Annotated in this window: 16 protein-coding genes and 2 riboswitches; of the genes, 6 read left to right on the forward strand and 10 right to left on the reverse strand. The window is 68.2% G+C overall.

The window, feature by feature from the left end; translation table 11 throughout:
- Positions 1–82 precede the first annotated feature (82 nt).
- The 7 genes from ACVWZ7_RS07105 to ACVWZ7_RS07135 all read right to left on the reverse strand — a co-directional run bounded on the left by ACVWZ7_RS07105 (position 83) and on the right by ACVWZ7_RS07135 (position 6,954).
- Entirely contained in the window at positions 83–1,837 is a 1,755-nt protein-coding gene (locus tag ACVWZ7_RS07105) for a molybdopterin molybdotransferase MoeA (RefSeq protein ID WP_456507419.1), read from the reverse strand.
- Positions 1,834–2,121, reverse strand: coding sequence for a DUF6457 domain-containing protein (locus ACVWZ7_RS07110; RefSeq protein ID WP_175460449.1), 288 nt, complete (start codon positions 2,119–2,121; stop codon positions 1,834–1,836). Before ACVWZ7_RS07110 ends, ACVWZ7_RS07105 begins: the two co-directional genes overlap by 4 nt.
- 21 nt (positions 2,122–2,142) lie before the next feature.
- Complete coding sequence (gene mobA, locus ACVWZ7_RS07115; RefSeq protein ID WP_456507420.1) at positions 2,143–2,880, reverse strand: molybdenum cofactor guanylyltransferase; 738 nt, start codon at positions 2,878–2,880, stop codon at positions 2,143–2,145.
- 108 nt (positions 2,881–2,988) lie between these two features.
- A complete protein-coding gene (locus ACVWZ7_RS07120) occupies positions 2,989–3,489 on the reverse strand; it encodes an HNH endonuclease (protein WP_091251585.1) in 501 nt (166 codons plus the stop codon).
- Positions 3,490–3,710: 221 nt separating this feature from the next.
- The gene (locus ACVWZ7_RS07125) at positions 3,711–4,469 is read right to left on the reverse strand and encodes an NlpC/P60 family protein (protein ID WP_116766961.1); all 759 of its coding nucleotides are present in this window, start codon (positions 4,467–4,469) and stop codon (positions 3,711–3,713) included.
- Between the two features lie 295 nt (positions 4,470–4,764).
- A riboswitch (cyclic di-AMP (ydaO/yuaA leader) is annotated at positions 4,765–4,934 on the reverse strand.
- Positions 4,935–5,071: 137 nt separating this feature from the next.
- Complete coding sequence (locus ACVWZ7_RS07130; RefSeq protein ID WP_456507421.1) at positions 5,072–5,890, reverse strand: M23 family metallopeptidase; 819 nt, start codon at positions 5,888–5,890, stop codon at positions 5,072–5,074.
- Between the two features lie 4 nt (positions 5,891–5,894).
- Positions 5,895–6,108, reverse strand: a riboswitch (cyclic di-AMP (ydaO/yuaA leader).
- Positions 6,109–6,258: 150 nt separating this feature from the next.
- Positions 6,259–6,954 (reverse strand): metal-dependent transcriptional regulator, encoded by a 696-nt coding sequence (locus ACVWZ7_RS07135; RefSeq protein WP_116766963.1) that lies wholly within the window; start codon positions 6,952–6,954, stop codon positions 6,259–6,261.
- A gap of 347 nt (positions 6,955–7,301) precedes the next feature.
- Here ACVWZ7_RS07135 and serC point away from each other — a divergent pair, with 347 nt between their 5' ends.
- Positions 7,302–8,432, forward strand: a complete 1,131-nt coding sequence (serC, locus tag ACVWZ7_RS07140; protein WP_344363554.1) for a phosphoserine transaminase — start codon at positions 7,302–7,304, stop codon at positions 8,430–8,432.
- A gap of 2 nt (positions 8,433–8,434) precedes the next feature.
- Here serC and ACVWZ7_RS07145 read toward each other — a convergent pair whose 3' ends face one another.
- The 3 genes from ACVWZ7_RS07145 to ACVWZ7_RS07155 are packed head-to-tail and all read right to left on the reverse strand — an operon-like array spanning position 8,435 to position 10,886.
- Complete coding sequence (locus tag ACVWZ7_RS07145; protein WP_456507422.1) at positions 8,435–9,826, reverse strand: MFS transporter; 1,392 nt, start codon at positions 9,824–9,826, stop codon at positions 8,435–8,437.
- A 44-nt stretch (positions 9,827–9,870) separates the two neighbouring features.
- Complete coding sequence (locus tag ACVWZ7_RS07150; RefSeq protein WP_456507423.1) at positions 9,871–10,494, reverse strand: DUF3027 domain-containing protein; 624 nt, start codon at positions 10,492–10,494, stop codon at positions 9,871–9,873.
- 8 nt (positions 10,495–10,502) lie between these two features.
- On the reverse strand, positions 10,503–10,886 hold the full coding sequence (locus ACVWZ7_RS07155) for a cold-shock protein (protein WP_091251405.1): 384 nt from the start codon (positions 10,884–10,886) through the stop codon (positions 10,503–10,505).
- 177 nt (positions 10,887–11,063) lie between these two features.
- Between ACVWZ7_RS07155 and ACVWZ7_RS07160 the strand changes: the two genes are divergently transcribed.
- The 5 genes from ACVWZ7_RS07160 (at position 11,064) to ACVWZ7_RS07180 (ending at position 17,745) form a co-directional block, all read left to right on the forward strand.
- Positions 11,064–11,297 carry a hypothetical protein gene (locus ACVWZ7_RS07160; protein ID WP_116766967.1) on the forward strand — a complete coding sequence of 78 codons (234 nt, stop codon included), beginning with the start codon at positions 11,064–11,066 and terminating at the stop codon, positions 11,295–11,297.
- 10 nt (positions 11,298–11,307) lie between these two features.
- Positions 11,308–13,806, forward strand: a complete 2,499-nt coding sequence (locus ACVWZ7_RS07165; protein WP_456507424.1) for a helicase-associated domain-containing protein — start codon at positions 11,308–11,310, stop codon at positions 13,804–13,806.
- Positions 13,803–15,449: a DNA repair helicase XPB gene (locus ACVWZ7_RS07170; protein ID WP_344363543.1), complete on the forward strand. Its 1,647-nt coding sequence runs from the start codon at positions 13,803–13,805 to the stop codon at positions 15,447–15,449. Before ACVWZ7_RS07165 ends, ACVWZ7_RS07170 begins: the two co-directional genes overlap by 4 nt.
- Before the next feature lie 116 nt (positions 15,450–15,565).
- Entirely contained in the window at positions 15,566–16,276 is a 711-nt protein-coding gene (locus ACVWZ7_RS07175) for a response regulator transcription factor (protein WP_091251396.1), read from the forward strand.
- Positions 16,277–16,278: 2 nt separating this feature from the next.
- Positions 16,279–17,745 (forward strand): sensor histidine kinase, encoded by a 1,467-nt coding sequence (locus ACVWZ7_RS07180; protein WP_116766970.1) that lies wholly within the window; start codon positions 16,279–16,281, stop codon positions 17,743–17,745.
- Positions 17,746–17,870 lie beyond the last annotated feature (125 nt).

Genomic DNA, 17,870 nt, shown 5'->3' on the forward strand with positions numbered 1-17,870 from the left:
GTTTCCATCATTGCAAGCGCCCGACCCTGAAGCCAGCGCGGCAGAGGCCGGGGGCGGGAGCAGGGTGCCGGGCCGTCGATATTCAGCCCAGAAGGGCGCTCCAGTCCACCGGCCCGTCGCTGGCCGAGGTTTTCCTGGCCGTCCGCTTCACCGCCGGCTTGGGTGTCCCGGAGGCCGCCGCGGCGTCCGGGAGCGGTGTGCCCCATGGAAGCGCGAACGCGGGCACCAGTTCCCCCAACTGGACGCCGTGGGGCGGGACCACCAGTACGCCGTCGGCCGCGGCGAGGCCCCGCATCATGCCCGGGCCCGTGTGCCGCGCCGGGGACGCCATGCCGTACAACAGCCGAAAGGGCATGAGCCGAGTCCGGCCGGGATCGGCGTCAATCGTCGAACCGCAGGGGACCTCGCTGAGCGGCGGAATGGAGCAGTGGCCCAGGGCCGCGAGGAGCGGGGCTCCGATGGTGGACAGAGCCATCATGGCCGCGAGCGGGTTCCCCGGCAGGCCGAGGATGTACCTGCCGTCGGGCAGCTCGGCGAGCACGGCAGGGTGGCCGGGCCGCATGGCGATCCCGTCGATCAGCAGGCGGCCGCCGAGCTCGTCCACCGAGCGCCGGAGATGGTCCGTTGCGGAACGGCCGGTGCCGCCGGTGGTGATGACGACGTCGGCGGGCAGGCTTTCGGCGGCAGGATCGGCAGCCGGAGCAGCGGACCTGCCGCCGGACGCGTCGCGGAACGGGATGTCTGACGCGCTGCTTGACTGGCTGCTTGGCTGGCCGCTCGACTGGCCGCTTGGCTGGCCGCCGCCCGCGGGGACGGGCTCCCCGTCCTCAAGCGCGGCGAGCCATTCGGCGTAGGTATCGCCGATTTTCACCTCTTCGGTACAGATGCCGCCGAGCATCCCCACTACTGCCGCCAGTTGAGGACCGAACGTATCCCGAACTTGCCCGGGCGCCGGTAATCCGGACGTCACCACCTCGGAGCCGGTGAGGACGAGGCGGACGAGGGCCTTGCCGAGCACGGGCAGGGTGTCGTTACCGGCCAGCGCGGCGAGGGCCAGGTGAGCCGGGTTCAGGACGGCGCCGCGTTTGATCAGAACATCTCCGGCGGCCGCCTCTTCGCCGGCTTTCCTGATGTGGTCACCGTTGCGCGGATCCCCCGGCTTCGCGCTGCCGCCGAGCTTCAGGACGGGCAGTCCGTCCTCGTCGGTGCCGATGACGCCGCTTTCACTGCGCAGCACGGCCTTGGCCCCGGCGGGGATGAGGCCGCCGGTGGCAATCCGGCTGGCTTGGTGCGGCGCCAGCCGCTGGTTGGGCTCGGCCAGAATCCACGGACCGCTGCCGTTGACGGCCCAGCCGTCCATGGCGGAGGAGGCGTAGTGCGGCATGTCCTGCAGGGCAACCACGTCCGCTGCCAGGGTCCGGCCCAGTGCCTGGCGGAGCGGGACGGGGGCTGCGGGGATGGGAGTGGCACAGTCGAAGGCGAGCTGCCGGGCCTCCTGCCACGTGTGGGCTAGATGCCGGTGCTGGACGTCGGCACTGTCCTGGTCGGCGGCGTCCTTGTCGGCACTGTCCTGGCCGGCGGCGTCCTGGTCGGCGGCGTCCTTGTCGGCACTGTCCTGGCCGGCGGCGTCCTGGTCGGCGGCATCGTGACCGGCAATGCCCGGCCCGGCAGAGTCTGGTGTGTGAGCGTCCAGGGCGCCGGCTTGGGGGTCGCCGGGGACGGCCTCCAGTCCGTCCTCAAAGCTGTCCCCGGCGCCGCTGTCCCCGGCGCCGCCGTCGACGTTATTCCCGCGGGGGACGCTGGTGGGTCCGCTGCCGTCTGGAGCCGCAGGCGTCATGCCCCGGAAGCTTCGGCGGCTGCATAGTCTGTGGCGAGCCGGCGGGCTACGGCCATGGCGGCCTGCATGGATGAGGCGTCCGAGGCCTTCCCGGAGCCGGAGGCCAGGCCTGCTGCAAAGCCTGCGATGAACGTGGTCAGCGGCGCCGCCGGTCGCACCACCGAGTGGGCGGCTACGCCTGCCAGGGCAAGGACCTCGTTCACGTCAATCTCAACGCCTTCCAACTCCAGGGCCTGGAGCAGGGCACGGCACCAGTCTTCAAGCGTTTCATCCTGGCTTTTCACCGTTTGCCTCCATGGTCGAGTTCAGCTGCGGAGTTCCGGCCCGGAACCCGGACCGGGGTCTGAAGTCCTGCCGGATACCCCTAGTGCGGAAGCGTCATCCCAGGTGTCAACGTCATCCGTGGAACCGGGGGGAACGCGAACTTCCCGCACGTCCAGCCTAGCAAGAAGGGCGAAGACGGACGCGTTTTCCAGGCTGCCCGCACGCGCGGCGTCCGCGGCACTTCGTTGTAGCGCAGCTGTGCCATAAAACCCAACGAGCGGCTGCTTCCGGCCGTCGGCCGACACGGCCATGACGCCGTCGCCCGTCTCCCCCGGCTGGTCAGCGGCTGGCGCCGCGTCCCCGGCCTCTGCCAGGTTCTCGGTCACCGTTTCAATCACTGCCTCCGCCAGCATCTCCGCCAGCGTCCCGGCCAGGGCACGGACCGCCACGGCAGAGCGCGGCATGTCACAGGCCAGGACAAGGGTGAACGGCGCGGGAGCGCCGGCGTCGGAACGGCCGGCGTGCCCGGCGGCCAGCGCGTTCAGTCCCGCGGCGATCGCGGCGGCCGGGCCCGCGAACGGCGGGTCTTCCCGGCAGTTCAGGGTCCCGGCGGGCAGGTCCCCGGGGTCAGGACCGACGACGACGACGCGGCGGGCCCCGCCCGCGGCGCGCAGCGACCGCTCAAGCAGGGTGGCGCCGTCGTAAGTCAGCCGCGACTTGGGCACACCGCCCAGGCGGGCCGACCTTCCGCCGGCGAGAATGATGGCATCGAACTCCACCGGATCAGCCTAGCGCGGCGCGGGCTGCCCGGAGGCTCAGGCGCCACGGCCGGGTCCTGGCCGGGGCCGCCGTAATGCAGCAGCCGGGGCAGCGGTTCAAGCGATGGGTCAGGCGGCCGATTCCGGTAGCAGGAACGGATCCCACGCGGGGGTCGGCTTCTCGAGTTCCTTGATCTGCCAGATGGTGCCCTTCGGGGGACCCGGGACAAATCCGAGCTTCCAGCCCATCTCTGCCGGCGTGTGGTCGCCCTTGGCATTGTTGCAGCGCAGGCAGGCGGCCACGAGGTTCTCCCAAGAATCAGCACCGCCCCGGGACTTGGGCTGGACGTGATCGATCGTGTGGGCTGCCTTGCCGCAGTACGCGCAGTGGTGGGCATCGCGGCGGAGCACGCCGCGGCGGCTGACCGCCGTCATCGTGTTGTACCGCGGCCGGATGTAGCGGTTCAGGAGGATCACGGACGGGCGGCCGAGAATGTCCTGCGGGCCGACAACGGGGTCGTCCCCTTCAGCCACCACGCTGGCCTTTCCGGTCAGGACAAGGACGAGCGCCCGGCGGAAGGTGATGACCGCCAGCGGTTCATATCCAGCATTCAGAACGAGAGTGCGCATCCGCATACCTCTTCACGGCCGCACCCGCCAGGGGCACGAGGGCCGGCTGCCCTGTGCATGGTCGGGCTATGGATCGACAAGACAAGAGTAAACACTCAACTGCCAGATCACCGAATGTTTTTTCGGCGGCGCGGCCTCCTGCGCGGAAAATTCATATCCCGGTAACACGAAAGACCCCCGCCTCAAGAGGCGGGGGTCTTTGAAAGTGCGGGGGCTTGTGCCTAGCCGCCGACGCGGATGAAGACCGGGCCGGAACCGACGTTCACGCTGTAGAGAGCGGTGGTGCCGCCGTTCCAGCCGCCGTGGACTGCCATGCCGTTGCCGACGTAGACAGCGATGTGGGCCATGCCCACGCCACCGTTCTGGTAGTAGGCGAGGTCGCCCGGACGAGCTTCGGCGGCGCTCACGGTGCGGCCGAGGGACAGGTAACCTGCCGGCCAGCCGTGGTAGTGGATACCGGCCGCGGCCAGGGCGTTGGTGGCAAGGGCGGTGCAGTCCTGCGCCACGCCGAGCTGTGCGTAGGCAGCGGCAGCGATGGTTGCACCGGCGCCGCTTCCGATTCCGGCGGGGGCCAGGGCAGCTGCGCCGCCGTTGACGCCGGCCTGGGCGCCGCCGGCCTGGGTAGCTGCGGCGGTCTGGACCTGCACGACGGGCTTGGGAGCCTCGACGACGGGAGCCGGCGACGTGGTCACGGCGGGCTTCTCGTAGGAGATCGCGATGGTGGAAGCAGCCGAAATCGTGGCCGGAGCCGACGACTGGACTTCCAATGCGGAAGCGGAGGTGGATTCGCGCTGAACATTGGTCTCAGCAGCGTTGGCTGCGATTCCGCTGGTCAGAACCAGACCGGAAGCTGCGGCGATGACCGCGGCCTGACGGCCCATGCCGCCGGCGTTGTCGCCGACTGCCTTGGCAATAACAGCCAGCGAGTTGGTCTTGGTGACCTCGGCGCGGTGCCGTGCAACGGTTGCACGAGTAGTCATTAAGTTCTCTCTTTCGTGATCCTTGGACCGCGCGTTTTTGGGCGCGGACTGAGGACGCTCCGGCATCTTGGGGGTACGCCGGATCGCCCCGAAATGGGTTACTTAGCGAAGGGTGTACTGCGAAGACGCGCCAAAAGCGGAAACTGCATGCTGTCCGGACTCGGTAGAGAATGAGCCAGCGGAACGTGATCCCATCCGGGCGCCGGCAAGGGCGGCACGTGATGTGGAAGTCAGCGGGCTCAAAAGAGCCGCGCCAGTGCGCATACGCGCAGCATTGTGGCGTGAAGACACGAAAGTAGCCTCTCCCAATGCCTACGAGGTGAGCTGTCGGATTCGGATGGGAGTCACCCGGCCGCGCTGCTTCCTGGGAAGCGTTGCGACTTAACCCCTAGGCCTTCTTTCGAAGGCCAAAATTGGTTCCCCCGCCCCTGCCAGACGATGTAATGCGAACGGACCTTGAGCGGTGGCAGAGCTAGGCAATCCACTCAAGAGCGCCAACTTCGGAAAAGTTGGCGTGCTTCAAACCCTACAGGACTCCGGACTCAATGTCACATTCAGATCACGGCGTGTCACGGGAATTTGAGAGCTCTCCATCGTCTTTATTAGAGCCAGCCGAGGGGGTCAACAACGTCGCCGTTGACCATCACTTCAAAGTGGAGGTGGCAGCCCGTGGAGGCGCCGGTGGTCCCGCTCAGCGCGACGATATCGCCGCGGGAGACCTTCTGGCCGACCTTCACCGAGGACGAGGACAGGTGGTTGTACGTGGTCTCCAGACCGTTGCCGTGGTCAATGACCACACGGTTGCCGCCGCCGTAGGGGTGCCATCCGTTGAAGGTCACGGTGCCGCTGGCGGCGGCGTGGACCGGCGTGCCGCACTGGGCGGCGAAATCCTGGCCGCGGTGAAACTCCCCCGGGCCGCCCGTGATGGGGCTGACACGGTAGCCGAAGGGCGATGCCGTGATCAGCTGGTCCAGCGGCGGACCCAGCGTGCCGGCTGAAGCCGCGCGGGTAATGCTGCCGACGGACTGGGCGCTCAGCAGTTGCTTGAGCTTCCCGTCCGGGTCGCCTTTGGTGGCGATGGCCGTCCGGCTGAAATCAAGCTTTGCGGCGGCGGCAGCCGTGACGTCCGGCTGTACTGCGGCCGAGACTGCGGATCCGTCGGTGTTCGAGGCCATGACGGGACTCGTGACGGGGACCGTCACCGTGAGGACCAGACCGGTGGCGGCCAGCGCGATTCCGGCCTTCTGCCCCACGCCGCTGGCGGCGGCAAAGTCCGTTACCTGACGGAACGGGCTGCGGCGGCTGCGGCGCTCGTCGCGGTGTGCGTCACGCGGGCGTTCGGCCGTATGCGCGACGACCGGGCGCGGCTCCGGAGCGGGACCGGTCGCGCGGCGACGGCCCCTGGCGGTCTGGGTGGTCAAGAACGGTTCCTCTCTGAGAGCCTGCGAAGTTAGCTGTCGGATTCGGGTCAGAGAGATCAAAGACCCGGTCCGCCGTTGCAAGCACCCGGTCACCGAGGCGTCCTTAGGGGATCGTTCGATGGAAGCTGCTTGCCGCTGACGGACTTCACCCCAAGGCTGCCGAAGAAGCAGCCGATAGTGGTTCCCCCGCCCCTGCCAGGAGGTGGTTCTGCGACTGATCCGCTGGCAGGGCTCGGCTTCGGATCAGGTAACGCTTTGGTATCGGTACAGGGCACTAACTATAGGTGATTAAGCCGCTCGGTGATAAATCCGTGATCGCGTTTGTGCAGAACTCATGGGTCGTCCCATGACGGTGACGTTTTGGCTGGTCAGGCGACTGTTACAAAGACATGCGCGGCAACCTCTGGCGGCAGCTCCAAGGCGCCCTCGATATCCGGGACCCGGACCGAGATGTACTCCCCCACCCGCTCCAGCGAGACGAGCGCACCGGGGCGGATTCCGCCCTCATCGAGCTGGGCCAGAAGCTCCGGTTCCACCTGGATGGGCTCCGCGAGCCGGTTGACCGTGATCCGCGAATCCGCACCGTAGCCGGCCATGGCCTCCAGCAGGTTCACGACCCCGTCCGCGTGGGCCCCCGAGGGTGCGCCGCCAAGTTCCGCGAGCCCCGGAATCGGGTTCCCGTAGGGCGAAACGGTCGGGTGGTCGAGCATCTCGAAGATCCTGCGCTCGACGCGCTCACTCATGACGTGCTCCCAGCGGCACGCTTCCTCGTGGACGTAGGCCCAGTCGAGCCCGATCACGTCGGCGAGCAGGCGTTCCGCGAGGCGGTGCTTGCGCATGACGCCGACGGCGCGTTTCCGTCCAGTTTCGGTCAGTTCAAGGTGCCGGTCGCCGGAAACAATCACCAGGCCGTCACGCTCCATGCGGCCGATGGTCTGGGAAACAGTGGGGCCGGAGTGGCGGAGTCGTTCGGCGATGCGGGCGCGGAGGGCGACGATGTTTTCTTCTTCAAGTTCCAGAATGGTCCGGAGATACATCTCCGTGGTATCGATCAGATCCGTCATTCAGCTCAGCTCCTCGAGCGCAGTCCTTGCGTCATTCCCACCGTACCGCGTGCGGGCTGCGTGTAAGGATGCGCCCTGGCGAGATCCGCCGTACGTTCGCAGAACAGCCTAGCCTATTTTGAATTACTCCGGATAATTCTTGATCCGGACTGCGGATGCTCCCCCGGCGCCCGCCGGACGGCCCCTCGGGGCCGTCTCAATGACCGGACTATGACAGAGGCTTTTCCGTATCGCCGGGGGCTGTCAGGCAGAATAAAACAGGCAGAATGACAAGGGGTGTCCGTTGTAGCCATCCGGCCAGGCCACCTCCCAGCCACGCTACGAACCAGCCGAAAATTGGAGCCACTGTGAGCGACACCAGCATCACGATCCCCGCCAACCTCCTGCCCAAGGACGGACGGTTCGGCGCCGGCCCGTCCAAGGTCCGACCGGAACAGATGGAGGCCCTCGCCGCGGCGTCGACAAAGCTGCTGGGGACCTCACACCGCCAGGCACCCGTGAAGAACCTCGTCGGTTCGGTCCGCAATGGCCTCAGCGAGTTCTTCCGCGCCCCCGAGGGCTACGAAGTGATTCTCGGCGTCGGCGGCTCCACCGCATTCTGGGACATTGCCAGCTTCGGACTCGTCGAGACCAAGGCGCAGCACCTGTCCTTCGGTGAATTCGGCTCGAAGTTTGCTTCGGCTACCAACAAGGCGCCGTTCCTCGCCGAATCCTCCATCATCAAGGCCGAGCCCGGCACCCGCCCCACCGCCCAGGCAGAGGCCGGCGTGGACGTATACGCGTGGCCGCAGAACGAGACGTCCACCGGCGTGGCCGCCCCCGTCCGGCGCGTGGCCGGCGCCGACGAAGGGTCGCTGGTGCTGGTGGACGCGACGTCGGCCGCAGGCGGACTGGATGTGGACGTGGCGGAGTCCGACGTCTACTACTTTGCGCCGCAGAAGAACTTCGCGTCCGACGGCGGTCTTTGGCTTGGCCTGTTCTCCCCGGCGGCGCTGGAGCGGGCGGCCCGGATCAAGGCCAGCAACCGCTGGATCCCCGACTTCCTGGACCTCCAGACCGCAATCGACAACTCCCGGCTGAACCAGACCTACAACACCCCCGCGCTGGCCACCCTGGTGACCTTGGATGCGCAGGTGCAGTGGCTCAACGCCAACGGTGGCCTGGACTTCGCCTCCGCCCGGACCGCGGATTCCGCCGGCCGGATCTACCGCTGGGCCGAGGCGTCCGGCTACGCCACGCCGTTCGTGGCCAAGGCCGAGGACCGCTCCAACGTGATCGCCACGATCGACTTCGACGAGTCGATCGACGCCGCGGCCATCGCCAAGGTGCTCCGCGCCAACGGCGTCGTCGACACCGAGCCGTACCGCAAGCTGGGCCGCAACCAGCTGCGCATCGCCACGTTCGTGGCGATCGAACCGGACGACGTCTCGGCGCTGCTTGAGTGCATCGACTTCGTCGTGGCAGAACTCAAGAAGTAGCCTCAGCGTCCGACGGCGTCGTCCCGGCCACGTGCCGGTGCGGCGCCGTCGTCGTATCCCGGCATGCTCTCCGGCTGGGCGGCCGGGCCCGCGCCGGCTGCACCGGCCCCGGATCCGCCGGCTCCAATTGCGCCGGCGCGGCTTGCCACGCGGAAGTACCGCAGCCCGCGGGCCCGGCGGTTGAAGTGGAGCCGCAGCTGCTTCGCCCGGATGATCCACAGCAGCCCGATCAGGGCCGCGAGCAGGCCGGCAACGGCCGCGACACCCATGGACCAGCGGGGGCCAGCGATGTTTGCCACCCAGCCGACGAACGGCGCCCCGATGGGCGTTCCGCCCATGAAGATCGCCATGTACAGGGCCATCACCCGGCCTCGCATCACAGGGTCCGTGGTGGTCTGGACGTACCCGTTGGCGCTTGTCATCATGGTGATCGCGAACAGCCCCACCGGCACCAGCGCGACGCCGTACCAGAAGTAGTTGGGAGCCAGGGCTGCGATGCCGGAGGTCACTCCAAACGCCCCGGCCGCCGCGAAGATCACCCGCAGGCGCGGTGTGCCCCGGCCGGCGGATAAAAGGGCCCCGGCGACGGAGCCGATCGCCATGATCGAATTCATGAGGCCGAAGGCCCCCGCGTCGAGGCCGAATTCGGTGCCCACCATGGCCGCGATGAACAGGGCGAAATTCAGCCCCAGGGTTCCCACGATGAAGATGGCCACGAGCACCACGACGAGGTCCGGACGGTATCTCACATAGTGCAGCCCCTCGCGGATCCTGCCCTTGCCGGCCGCTGCCCGCGGCAGCCGGCGCAGCGACGCCGCCGGGATTTTCGCCAGGCTCAGCAGCAGGGCGGCGAACGTGAGGGTGTTGATGAGGAAGACCCAGCCCGGCCCGACGACGGCCGTGAGCACGCCGGCCACGGCGGGGCCGATCATCCGGGCCACGTTGAAGGAGGCGCTGTTGAGGGCCACGGCGTTGGGAAGGTAGTCGTCCTGGACCAGTTCCGAGACGAAGGTCTGGCGGACGGGGGCATCCAGCGCGGAGACCACGCCGAGCAGCAGGGCGAAGGCGTAGACCTGCCAGAGCTGCGCCGCGCCCGTTATCACGAGGATGCCCAGCCCGGCGCTCAGCAGCGCCATCGCGGACTGGGTCAGGACCAGGAGCCGTTTACGGTTGAAGCGGTCCGCGACCAGTCCGGCCACAGGGGCCAGGAAAAGCTGCGGGCCCAGTTGCAGGGCCATCGTAATGCCCACCGCGCCGGCGTCGTGCGCCGTCAGGTGCGCGAACACCAGCCAGTCCTGGGCGGTGCGCTGCATCCAGGTACCGATGTTGGAGATGAGGGCGCCGACGAACCAGATCCGGTAGTTCAGGATGTGCAGGGATTTGAACGTGGACATCAGGCCCAGCCCTCGCTATGCACTCTCCCGGACGCTTCCAACCGCTAGTCGGCCTCGTCGGCGGAGCGTTCCCGAGCATCCTCGGCGTCGTACTCGGCGGCGTCGTCTTCGGTGGCGTCCTGCTCGTCGTCGTCCTGCTCGCTGGCGGCCTGGGCATCGCCGTCGTGCTGGACGTCGTCCTCGGCGTCGGGCGCCTGCGACGGCGCCCGGGCGCCGGCCGCCTCCTCGGTCTCGTCCGTCTGCGCGTCTTCGGGGCGGACCCGTTCAGCCCACGGGACCCAGGCCGGCGCCAGGATGGAGTCTTCCGAGGGCAGCAGGCCGAGCTCGTCGACCGTCACCACTTTGGACCGCGAGTTGCGGGTCAGCACGGCGTACCACTGCCAGCCCAGGTATCCGGGCAGCCTGGATTCGAACAGATGGGTCACCAGGCGGTCGCCTTCGCTGCGGGCACCGAGGTGCTCGCCGATCTGCTCCGCGGGGGCGATGCTTTCCACTGCGGCGCGGGCGACGTCGACGGCGGCGGCCAGAAAGGCGTCAGGCTTGCCGGTGCGCCAGACGGGCACGCCGGCGCGAGGGCGGGGCCCCTGCTTCGGGCCGGTTCCCTTGGATCCGGCCGGCACTTTGGATCCGGCATCCGGCGCCGGCAACTGATCAGGTTCCTGAGTCATCAAGAGCCTTATACGTCCAGCTCGTCGGCAACCTTACGCAGGGCGGCTGCAATCGCCTTGCCCTTGTTGCCTTCCGGGTACTTGCCCGCGGACAGGGTTCCGGACAGGTTGTCCAGCACGCTGACGAGGTCCTGGACCAGAGGGGCAAGGTCCTTGGCGCTGGGCCGCTTTGCTTTGGCGATGGACGGTGTCTTGTCCAGCACCCGCAGGCCGAGGGCCTGGGCCCCCTTGCGGCCGTCGGCTACCCCAAATTCAACGCGCGTTCCGGCCTTGAGGTCCGTGACGCCCTCGGGCAACGCGGACTTGGGCAGGAAGACTTCCTGGCCGTCCTCGCCAGCGAGGAATCCGAAGCCTTTTTCCTTGTCATACCACTTGACCTTGCCGGTAGGCACGTAATCAACCTTCTTCGTTCTGCGGGGACACGGCCGGCGGTCACCGCATCCGCATGGATACGCGGGTTCAGGGTATGACTGCCCGGACCGTGTTGGTCTGTATCTCCAAGGTTATCCTGCCTTGTTCACTTTAGCGGCGTGAGGCGCGGGCGAGGCCGGACTGTTAGCGTTGCCCTCATGACACTGACGCGTTACCGGCGGCCCTTCATGATCCTTGCGGCCGCCATTGCCGTGCTGTCCCTCGTCGCCGTCGGCGCTGTCATGGCCCTGGCGTTCAACCATGTCGTGGCGCCCGTCTGGATTACCTCGGTGGCCCTCTACGGGCTCCCGGTGGCATTTATGCTCATGCTCGCCCTTGTTGTCGACGCGGCGGTCGCCCGGCGCCGCCCGCGCGGGCCCGGCGAAAGGTAACGTTGGATCGATGTCCCTCATCCGCGCGCTCAGCAAGGAACTTCAGGCACGAAGCGACGACTCGTTGCGGGCCCTGTTCTCCGCGCGGCCGGACCTGATCTCTCCCGGCGTCCCGGACTTCGCCGCCCTGGCCGCCCGCGCCAGCGGACGAGTCAGCGTGCAACGGGCACTCGAGCGGCTCAACCGTCCGCAGATGCAGGTGCTGGAAACCTTGCACCTGTGCACCAACGCCGACACCGGACACAGCGCATCCGCGGCAACGCTGAAGAAACTGATCAATGGCTCCTCGGTTGCCGCGATCGACCGCCTGCTCCATTCCCTGCAGGAACTGGCCCTCGTCCACCGCACCGATCCACCGCACGGCGCGACTCCCGCCGCCGCCAAGGCGCGGCACTACCTCCCCGTCGGCAGCCTCAAGGATGTGATCGGCATCTACCCTGCCGGGCTGGGACGCAGCTACACCGAGCTCGTGCGGCTCCAACCGGCTTTTGCGCAGCGCGTGGTGCAACTGGTGGGGGAACTGCACCGTAGCGGGGCATCCATCTCCCCCGCCACGACGCCGATGGAAGCGGCCCTGGCGCTGCAGCACTGGACGGCAACACCGGAGTCTGTCCAGGGCATCCTGGCCAGCGCGCCGGAACGCACGTCCGCGCTGCTGGCCCGGTTCGGCAACTGGGCCATGGGCGCCGTTCCGCAGGCGCAACGCCGTGCCACAGTGCTCCACGAAAGTTCCGACGTCGGCCCGGTGGACTGGCTGCTGGCGCGGGGACTGCTGGTGCCGCTGGACGCCGCGCACGTCGAACTGCCGCACAGCGTCGGCGTGTCACTGCGTGGCGGGTATGTCATTGAGGACTTCTCCCTCGTGCCGCCCGTACCCCGGCTGGGCCTCACGAGCGCCGGGCTGCGCCGCAACGCCGCCCTGGGCGCCATCGCCGAGACGCTGCGGCTCGTGGGCGAAGTGCTGTACACCGTGCGTGAGCAGCCCCTGGCGACGCTGCGCAGCGGGGGCGTCGGGGTACGGGAGATGAAGCGGCTGGCGGATTCGCTGCGGATCGGCGTGCAGGAGGCCGGGGTGCTCGCGGAGCTCTGCGGCATGGCAGGCCTGCTCCGGCTGGATGTCGACAGCTCCGCGTGGGTGCAGCCGCCGCAGCTGGAGTGGCTGGCGCTTCCCCGGCAGGAACAATGGCTGTGGCTGGTCAACGCCTGGCTGGCGAGCGAGCGCGCCCCCTCGCTCGTGGGCCAGCCCGTGAATGCTGCTGCCCCGGGGCCGGCGGGCCACCGGGGCATGGCCGGGACCACTATCAACGCGCTCTCGGCCGAGGCACAGAGGCCCGACGCCCCGGTGGTCCGCAAACGGGTCCTGGAAATCCTGAACGAACTCACCCTGGAGGCCGCGGCCCCCGACGGGCAGGCGCCCGTCCTCGATGCCGGTGCCGTGCTGGAGCGGGCCGAGTGGACCCAGCCCCGCATGGCCCGCCGGTTCAGCTCGCTGATCCGCGGCATTCTCATGGAGGCAGAGATGCTGGGCCTCATCGGTTCCGGCGCGCTCAGCCAGCTTGGGGCCGCCATCGCCGCCGAGCAGCCGGATGATGCCCTCGGAATCCTAGGCGAACACCTGCCGGCAGCCCTGCAGCACATACTGCTGCAGGCGGACCTGACCGCGGTGGCCCCCGGCTATCTCGATCCCGAACTGAGCGACCGGCTCCTCACCATGGCAGCGGCCGAGGGGCAGGGACCGGCAACCATCTACCGGTTCTCCGTTGGTTCGGTCCGCCGGGCCCTCGACGCCGGCCAGGACGCCGCGGCGATCCTGGAGTTCCTGCGGCGGCATTCAGCCACGGCCATCCCCCAGCCCCTGCAGTACCTCATCGAGGACACCGCCGCCCGCCACTCCCGGCTGCGCGTCGGGGCTGCGGCGAGCTTTATCCAGAGCGAGGACGAGACGGCCTTGCTGGATCTGCTCAACGCCCCGGCCGCCGCCGGCCTCGGGCTCGTGCGGATCGCGCCCACCGTGGTCATCTCGCACGCCGCACCGCGGGATACCGCCCAGGTGCTCAAAGGCCTGGGCCTGGCCCCCGTGCTGGAGGACGCCTCGTCCGCCGTCGTCCGGCTGCGCCGCAGCACCCCGGTTTCCGGCGGCGGCAGGCCGGTCTACACGGCCCCGCGCACGGCCCCGCCGGAGGCGGACATCGACGCCCAACTGGCCGTGCTGCGCAGCGACGGGACCCGCGCCCCCGGCGCTGCCGGTGCTCATCCTCCGGCGGCTGCCCCAGGCAGCGAGGAGGCCACCCAGCTGGGGCTGGAAACCCTGCTGAAGGCGATCCGCCTCAAGCAGCGGGTGGTCATGAATGTTGTGGACGGTATGGGGAATGCCAGCCGCGAGAACGTTGTTCCGGTAGCAGTGAATGGCGGGCGTGTCCGGGTGTTCGATCCTGACAAGGAGACCGAGCGTGTCCTGTCCATCCACCGGATTATCGACGTAGAAGCCACAGAGGAATTGCTCCAGTGAATGACGGGCCCCTGATCGTCCAGAGTGACAAAACCATCCTGCTGGAGGTCGACCACGAACTCGCAACAGAGGCCCGGCACGCCATCGCGGCGTTCGCCGAGCTGGAACGGGCCCCGGAGCACGTGCACAGCTACCGGTTGACGCCGCTGGGGCTGTGGAATGCCCGGGCTGCAGGGCTCGACGCCGAAAAGGTGCTGGACACCCTGCTCAAGTACTCCCGGTTCCCCGTGCCGCACTCCCTGCTGATCGACGTCGAAGAGACCATGTCCCGGTACGGCCGGCTCCGGCTGGAAAAGGACCCGCAGCACGGCCTGGTCATGCGTACGTCCGACTATCCGGTGCTCGAAGAGGTCAGCCGGGCCAAGAAGATCGCCCCGCTGCTCGGGCCGCGGATCGACGGCGAGACGGTGGTGGTGCATTCCTCCCAGCGCGGGCAGCTCAAGCAACTGCTGCTCAAGATCGGCTGGCCGGCCGAGGACCTGGCCGGCTACGTCGACGGCACGCCGCACCCGATCATGCTCAACGAATCCGGCTGGAAGCTCCGCCCCTACCAGAGGCTGGCAACGGAGAACTTCTGGGCCGGCGGCAGCGGCGTCGTCGTGCTCCCCTGCGGCGCCGGCAAAACGCTGGTGGGCGCCGCCGCCATGGCCACCAGCTCCACCACCACCCTGATCCTGGTGACCAACACCGTCTCGGCCCGGCAGTGGAAGGACGAGCTCCTCAAACGCACATCCCTGACCGAGGAGGAGATCGGCGAATACTCCGGCTCCGTCAAGGAAGTCCGGCCCGTCACGATCGCCACCTACCAGGTCCTGACCACCAAGCGCGGCGGGCTGTACCCGCATCTGGAGCTCGTGGACGGCAACGACTGGGGCCTGATCATCTACGACGAGGTCCACCTGCTGCCCGCGCCCATCTTCCGCATGACGGCGGACCTGCAGGCCCGGCGCCGGCTGGGACTCACCGCCACCCTGGTCCGCGAGGACGGCCGCGAGGGCGAGGTCTTCAGCCTCATCGGCCCGAAACGCTACGACGCGCCGTGGAAGGACATCGAGGCACAGGGCTACATTGCGCCCGCGGACTGCGTCGAGGTCCGGATCGACCTGCCCCGCGACGAACGCGTGGCCTACGCCATGGCCGAGGACGCAGACAAGTACCGCCTGTGCGCCACCTCGGAGACGAAGACCCGCGTGGTGGAAGAACTCGTCGCCGAACACGCCGGCGAACAGCTGCTGGTGATCGGGCAGTACATCGACCAGCTCGACGAGATCGGCGAGCGCCTCAACGCGCCCGTGATCAAGGGCGACACCACGGTCAAGGAACGCCAGCGCCTCTTTGATGCGTTCCGTGCCGGCGAGGTGCAGACCCTGGTGGTGTCCAAGGTGGCCAACTTTTCCATCGACCTGCCCGAGGCCTCGGTGGCGATCCAGGTCTCGGGCTCCTTCGGCTCCCGCCAGGAAGAGGCCCAGCGCCTGGGCCGGCTGCTGCGGCCCAAAAAGGATGGCCGCGCCGCCCGGTTCTACTCGCTCGTGGCCCGGGACACCCTGGATCAGGACTTCGCCGCGAAACGTCAGCGCTTCCTGGCCGAACAGGGTTACGCCTACCGGATCATGGACGCCAACGACGTCGGTACCGCCGGTTGAGCCGGGGCGGCGCCGCGCTTGGTGCGGCCCCGGCAGTTCCCCGAGGGCGGGAACAGCCCATGCAACACCCATCTTTCATTCAGAAAACTCCCAGAGTCTGGGAGCATCATGGGAGCATGAAGAAGAACGGTCCCGAAGCCAAGCTGCTCGTCGTCGATGATGAACCCAACATCCGCGAGCTGCTGTCAACGTCCCTGCGTTTTGCAGGTTTTGAAGTTGTCTCCGCCGGCAGCGGGCGCGAGGCACTGGCCGCCGCGGAGGAGCACGCCCCCGATCTGGCAGTCCTGGACGTCATGCTGCCGGACATGGACGGCTTCACCGTCACCCGGCGCCTGCGTGCCGCCGGCAAGCACTTCCCCGTCCTGTTCCTCACGGCCAAGGACGACACCGAAGACAAAGTCACCGGCCTGACCGTGGGCGGGGACGACTACGTCACCAAGCCGTTCAGCCTCGACGAGGTGGTGGCCCGCATCCGCGCCGTTCTCCGGCGCACGCAGCCCCAGGTCGACGACGACGCCGTGATCCGGGTCGATGACCTCCAGCTCGACGACGACGCCCACGAGGTCCGCCGCGGCGGGACCGTGATTGAGCTGTCCCCCACCGAATTCAAACTCCTGCGCTACCTCATGCTCAACCCGAACCGGGTCCTGTCCAAGGCCCAGATCCTGGACCACGTCTGGGAGTACGACTTCAACGGCGATGCCTCCATCGTGGAGTCCTACATCTCCTACCTGCGCCGCAAAGTGGACATCGATCCCGATGCCCCGGCACTGATCCAGACCAAGCGCGGCGTCGGCTACGTCCTGCGGACAGCGGAGAAGCGCTGACCTTGCTGTACCGCTGGAAGTCGGCGTCTCTGCGGTCGCAGCTCGTGGCCATCATGATGGCGCTCATGCTCGTGGCCCTTACGGCCACGGGTGCGGGCACGCTGACCCTGCTGCACAGCTTCCTGCAGGGCCAGGTGGATGACAAGCTCCGGGCCGCCGTCGATTCCGCGCGTCAGCAGCAGTCCTTCAGCCAGTTGCAGGAAACGACCTCCACCGTTCCCACCGACTATTCGCTGATGCTCTTCAGCCCGGGCGCGCCCCCTTACACGTTTGGCGGCGACAAGGACTCCCACCCCGCCATCAAGACTTTCTCCACGGTCGAAGCCCGGGAACGCCAGCAGGCGCCCTTCCAGGTGCGCGGCACCGACGGCGGCAACTGGCGGGTCGTGGCGGTCAACGTGGTGGACAACAACCAGCGCAGCGCCGTCGTCGTGATCGGCCTGCCCCTGGACCCCGTCGATTCCGTGATGGAACACGCCGCCTTGGTGGTCGTGGGGGTGGGTCTGCTGACGCTGGTCCTGGCATTCTTCATCGCCACGTGGACCGTATCGCGGTCGTTCCGGCCGCTGGCTCGCGTGGAGAAGACGGCCGCCGCCATCGCCGCCGGAGACTTGTCCCGGCGCGTGGAGGTTGAAAACCCGGGCACTGAGGTGGGCCGGCTCGGGAGTTCGCTCAATGCCATGCTCGCGCACATCGAAACAGCATTCGCCGCCCGGATGGCATCCGAGGCCAAGATGCGGCGCTTCGCGGCCGACGCCTCACACGAACTGCGCACCCCGCTGGTGACCATCCGGGGATTCTCCGAGCTCTACCGGCACGGCGCGCTGTCCACGCCGGAAGACGTGGCCACCGCGATGGGACGGATCGAGAGCGAAGCCAAGCGCATGGGGGCCATGGTCGAGGACCTTCTGCTGCTCGCGAGAATCGACGAACAGCGCCCGCTGCAGCAGAAACCGGCGGATCTGCTGCTCCTGGCCAACGATGCCGTGGTGGACACCCAGGCCAGCGACCGCAGCCGCACCATCACCCTCACCGGACTCGACGGAGCTGCCCCGGCTGCTGCCCCGGTCCTGGGCGATGAAGCCAAGCTGCGCCAGGTGGTGAGCAACCTGGTGGGCAATGCCCTGCGGTATACGCCGGAGGGCAGCCCGATCGAGATTGGCGTCGGGGTCCGGACCGCGCCGGACGGCGCACGGCACTCCGTAATCGAGGTCCGAGACCACGGACCGGGCGTCCCGGATGAGGAGGCGGCCCGGATCTTCGAGCGCTTCTACCGGGCCGATACGTCGCGGACCCGGGAAACCGGCGGCAGCGGACTTGGCCTGGCCATCGTGGCTGCCATCATCGGCGCGCATTCCGGGTCCGTGCGGGTCGAAAAGACCGACGGCGGCGGCGCCACGCTGGTGGTCAGCATCCCGTTCCTGGACGAAGACGCCACGGCATTGTCCGCGCCGGAGTTGTCCACATAGGAGCCGACGGCGGTGTCCGCCCGGTGCGCTGCCTGCCTACGCTCGAGGTGTCCGGAAGATCCGGATGAGGCAGACACTCCCCGCAAGCTTGTCCAGCAAAACTGTGTTGTGAGAAGAGACCACAG

The organism is Arthrobacter sp. TE12232, assembly GCF_054062615.1.

Excerpts from the sequence above, each read along its gene's own strand:
- ACVWZ7_RS07160 (WP_116766967.1), top strand. The coding sequence starts at position 11,064 with ATGACACTGACGCGTTACCGGCGGCCCTTCATGATCCTTGCGGCCGCC.
- ACVWZ7_RS07175 (WP_091251396.1), top strand. The coding sequence starts at position 15,566 with ATGAAGAAGAACGGTCCCGAAGCCAAGCTGCTCGTCGTCGATGATGAA.
- ACVWZ7_RS07120 (WP_091251585.1), bottom strand. The coding sequence starts at position 3,489 with ATGCGCACTCTCGTTCTGAATGCTGGATATGAACCGCTGGCGGTCATC.
- ACVWZ7_RS07105 (WP_456507419.1), bottom strand. The coding sequence starts at position 1,837 with ATGACGCCTGCGGCTCCAGACGGCAGCGGACCCACCAGCGTCCCCCGC.
- ACVWZ7_RS07150 (WP_456507423.1), bottom strand. The coding sequence starts at position 10,494 with ATGACTCAGGAACCTGATCAGTTGCCGGCGCCGGATGCCGGATCCAAA.
- ACVWZ7_RS07165 (WP_456507424.1), top strand. The coding sequence starts at position 11,308 with ATGTCCCTCATCCGCGCGCTCAGCAAGGAACTTCAGGCACGAAGCGAC.
- ACVWZ7_RS07135 (WP_116766963.1), bottom strand. The coding sequence starts at position 6,954 with ATGACGGATCTGATCGATACCACGGAGATGTATCTCCGGACCATTCTG.
- ACVWZ7_RS07125 (WP_116766961.1), bottom strand. The coding sequence starts at position 4,469 with ATGACTACTCGTGCAACCGTTGCACGGCACCGCGCCGAGGTCACCAAG.
- ACVWZ7_RS07145 (WP_456507422.1), bottom strand. The coding sequence starts at position 9,826 with ATGTCCACGTTCAAATCCCTGCACATCCTGAACTACCGGATCTGGTTC.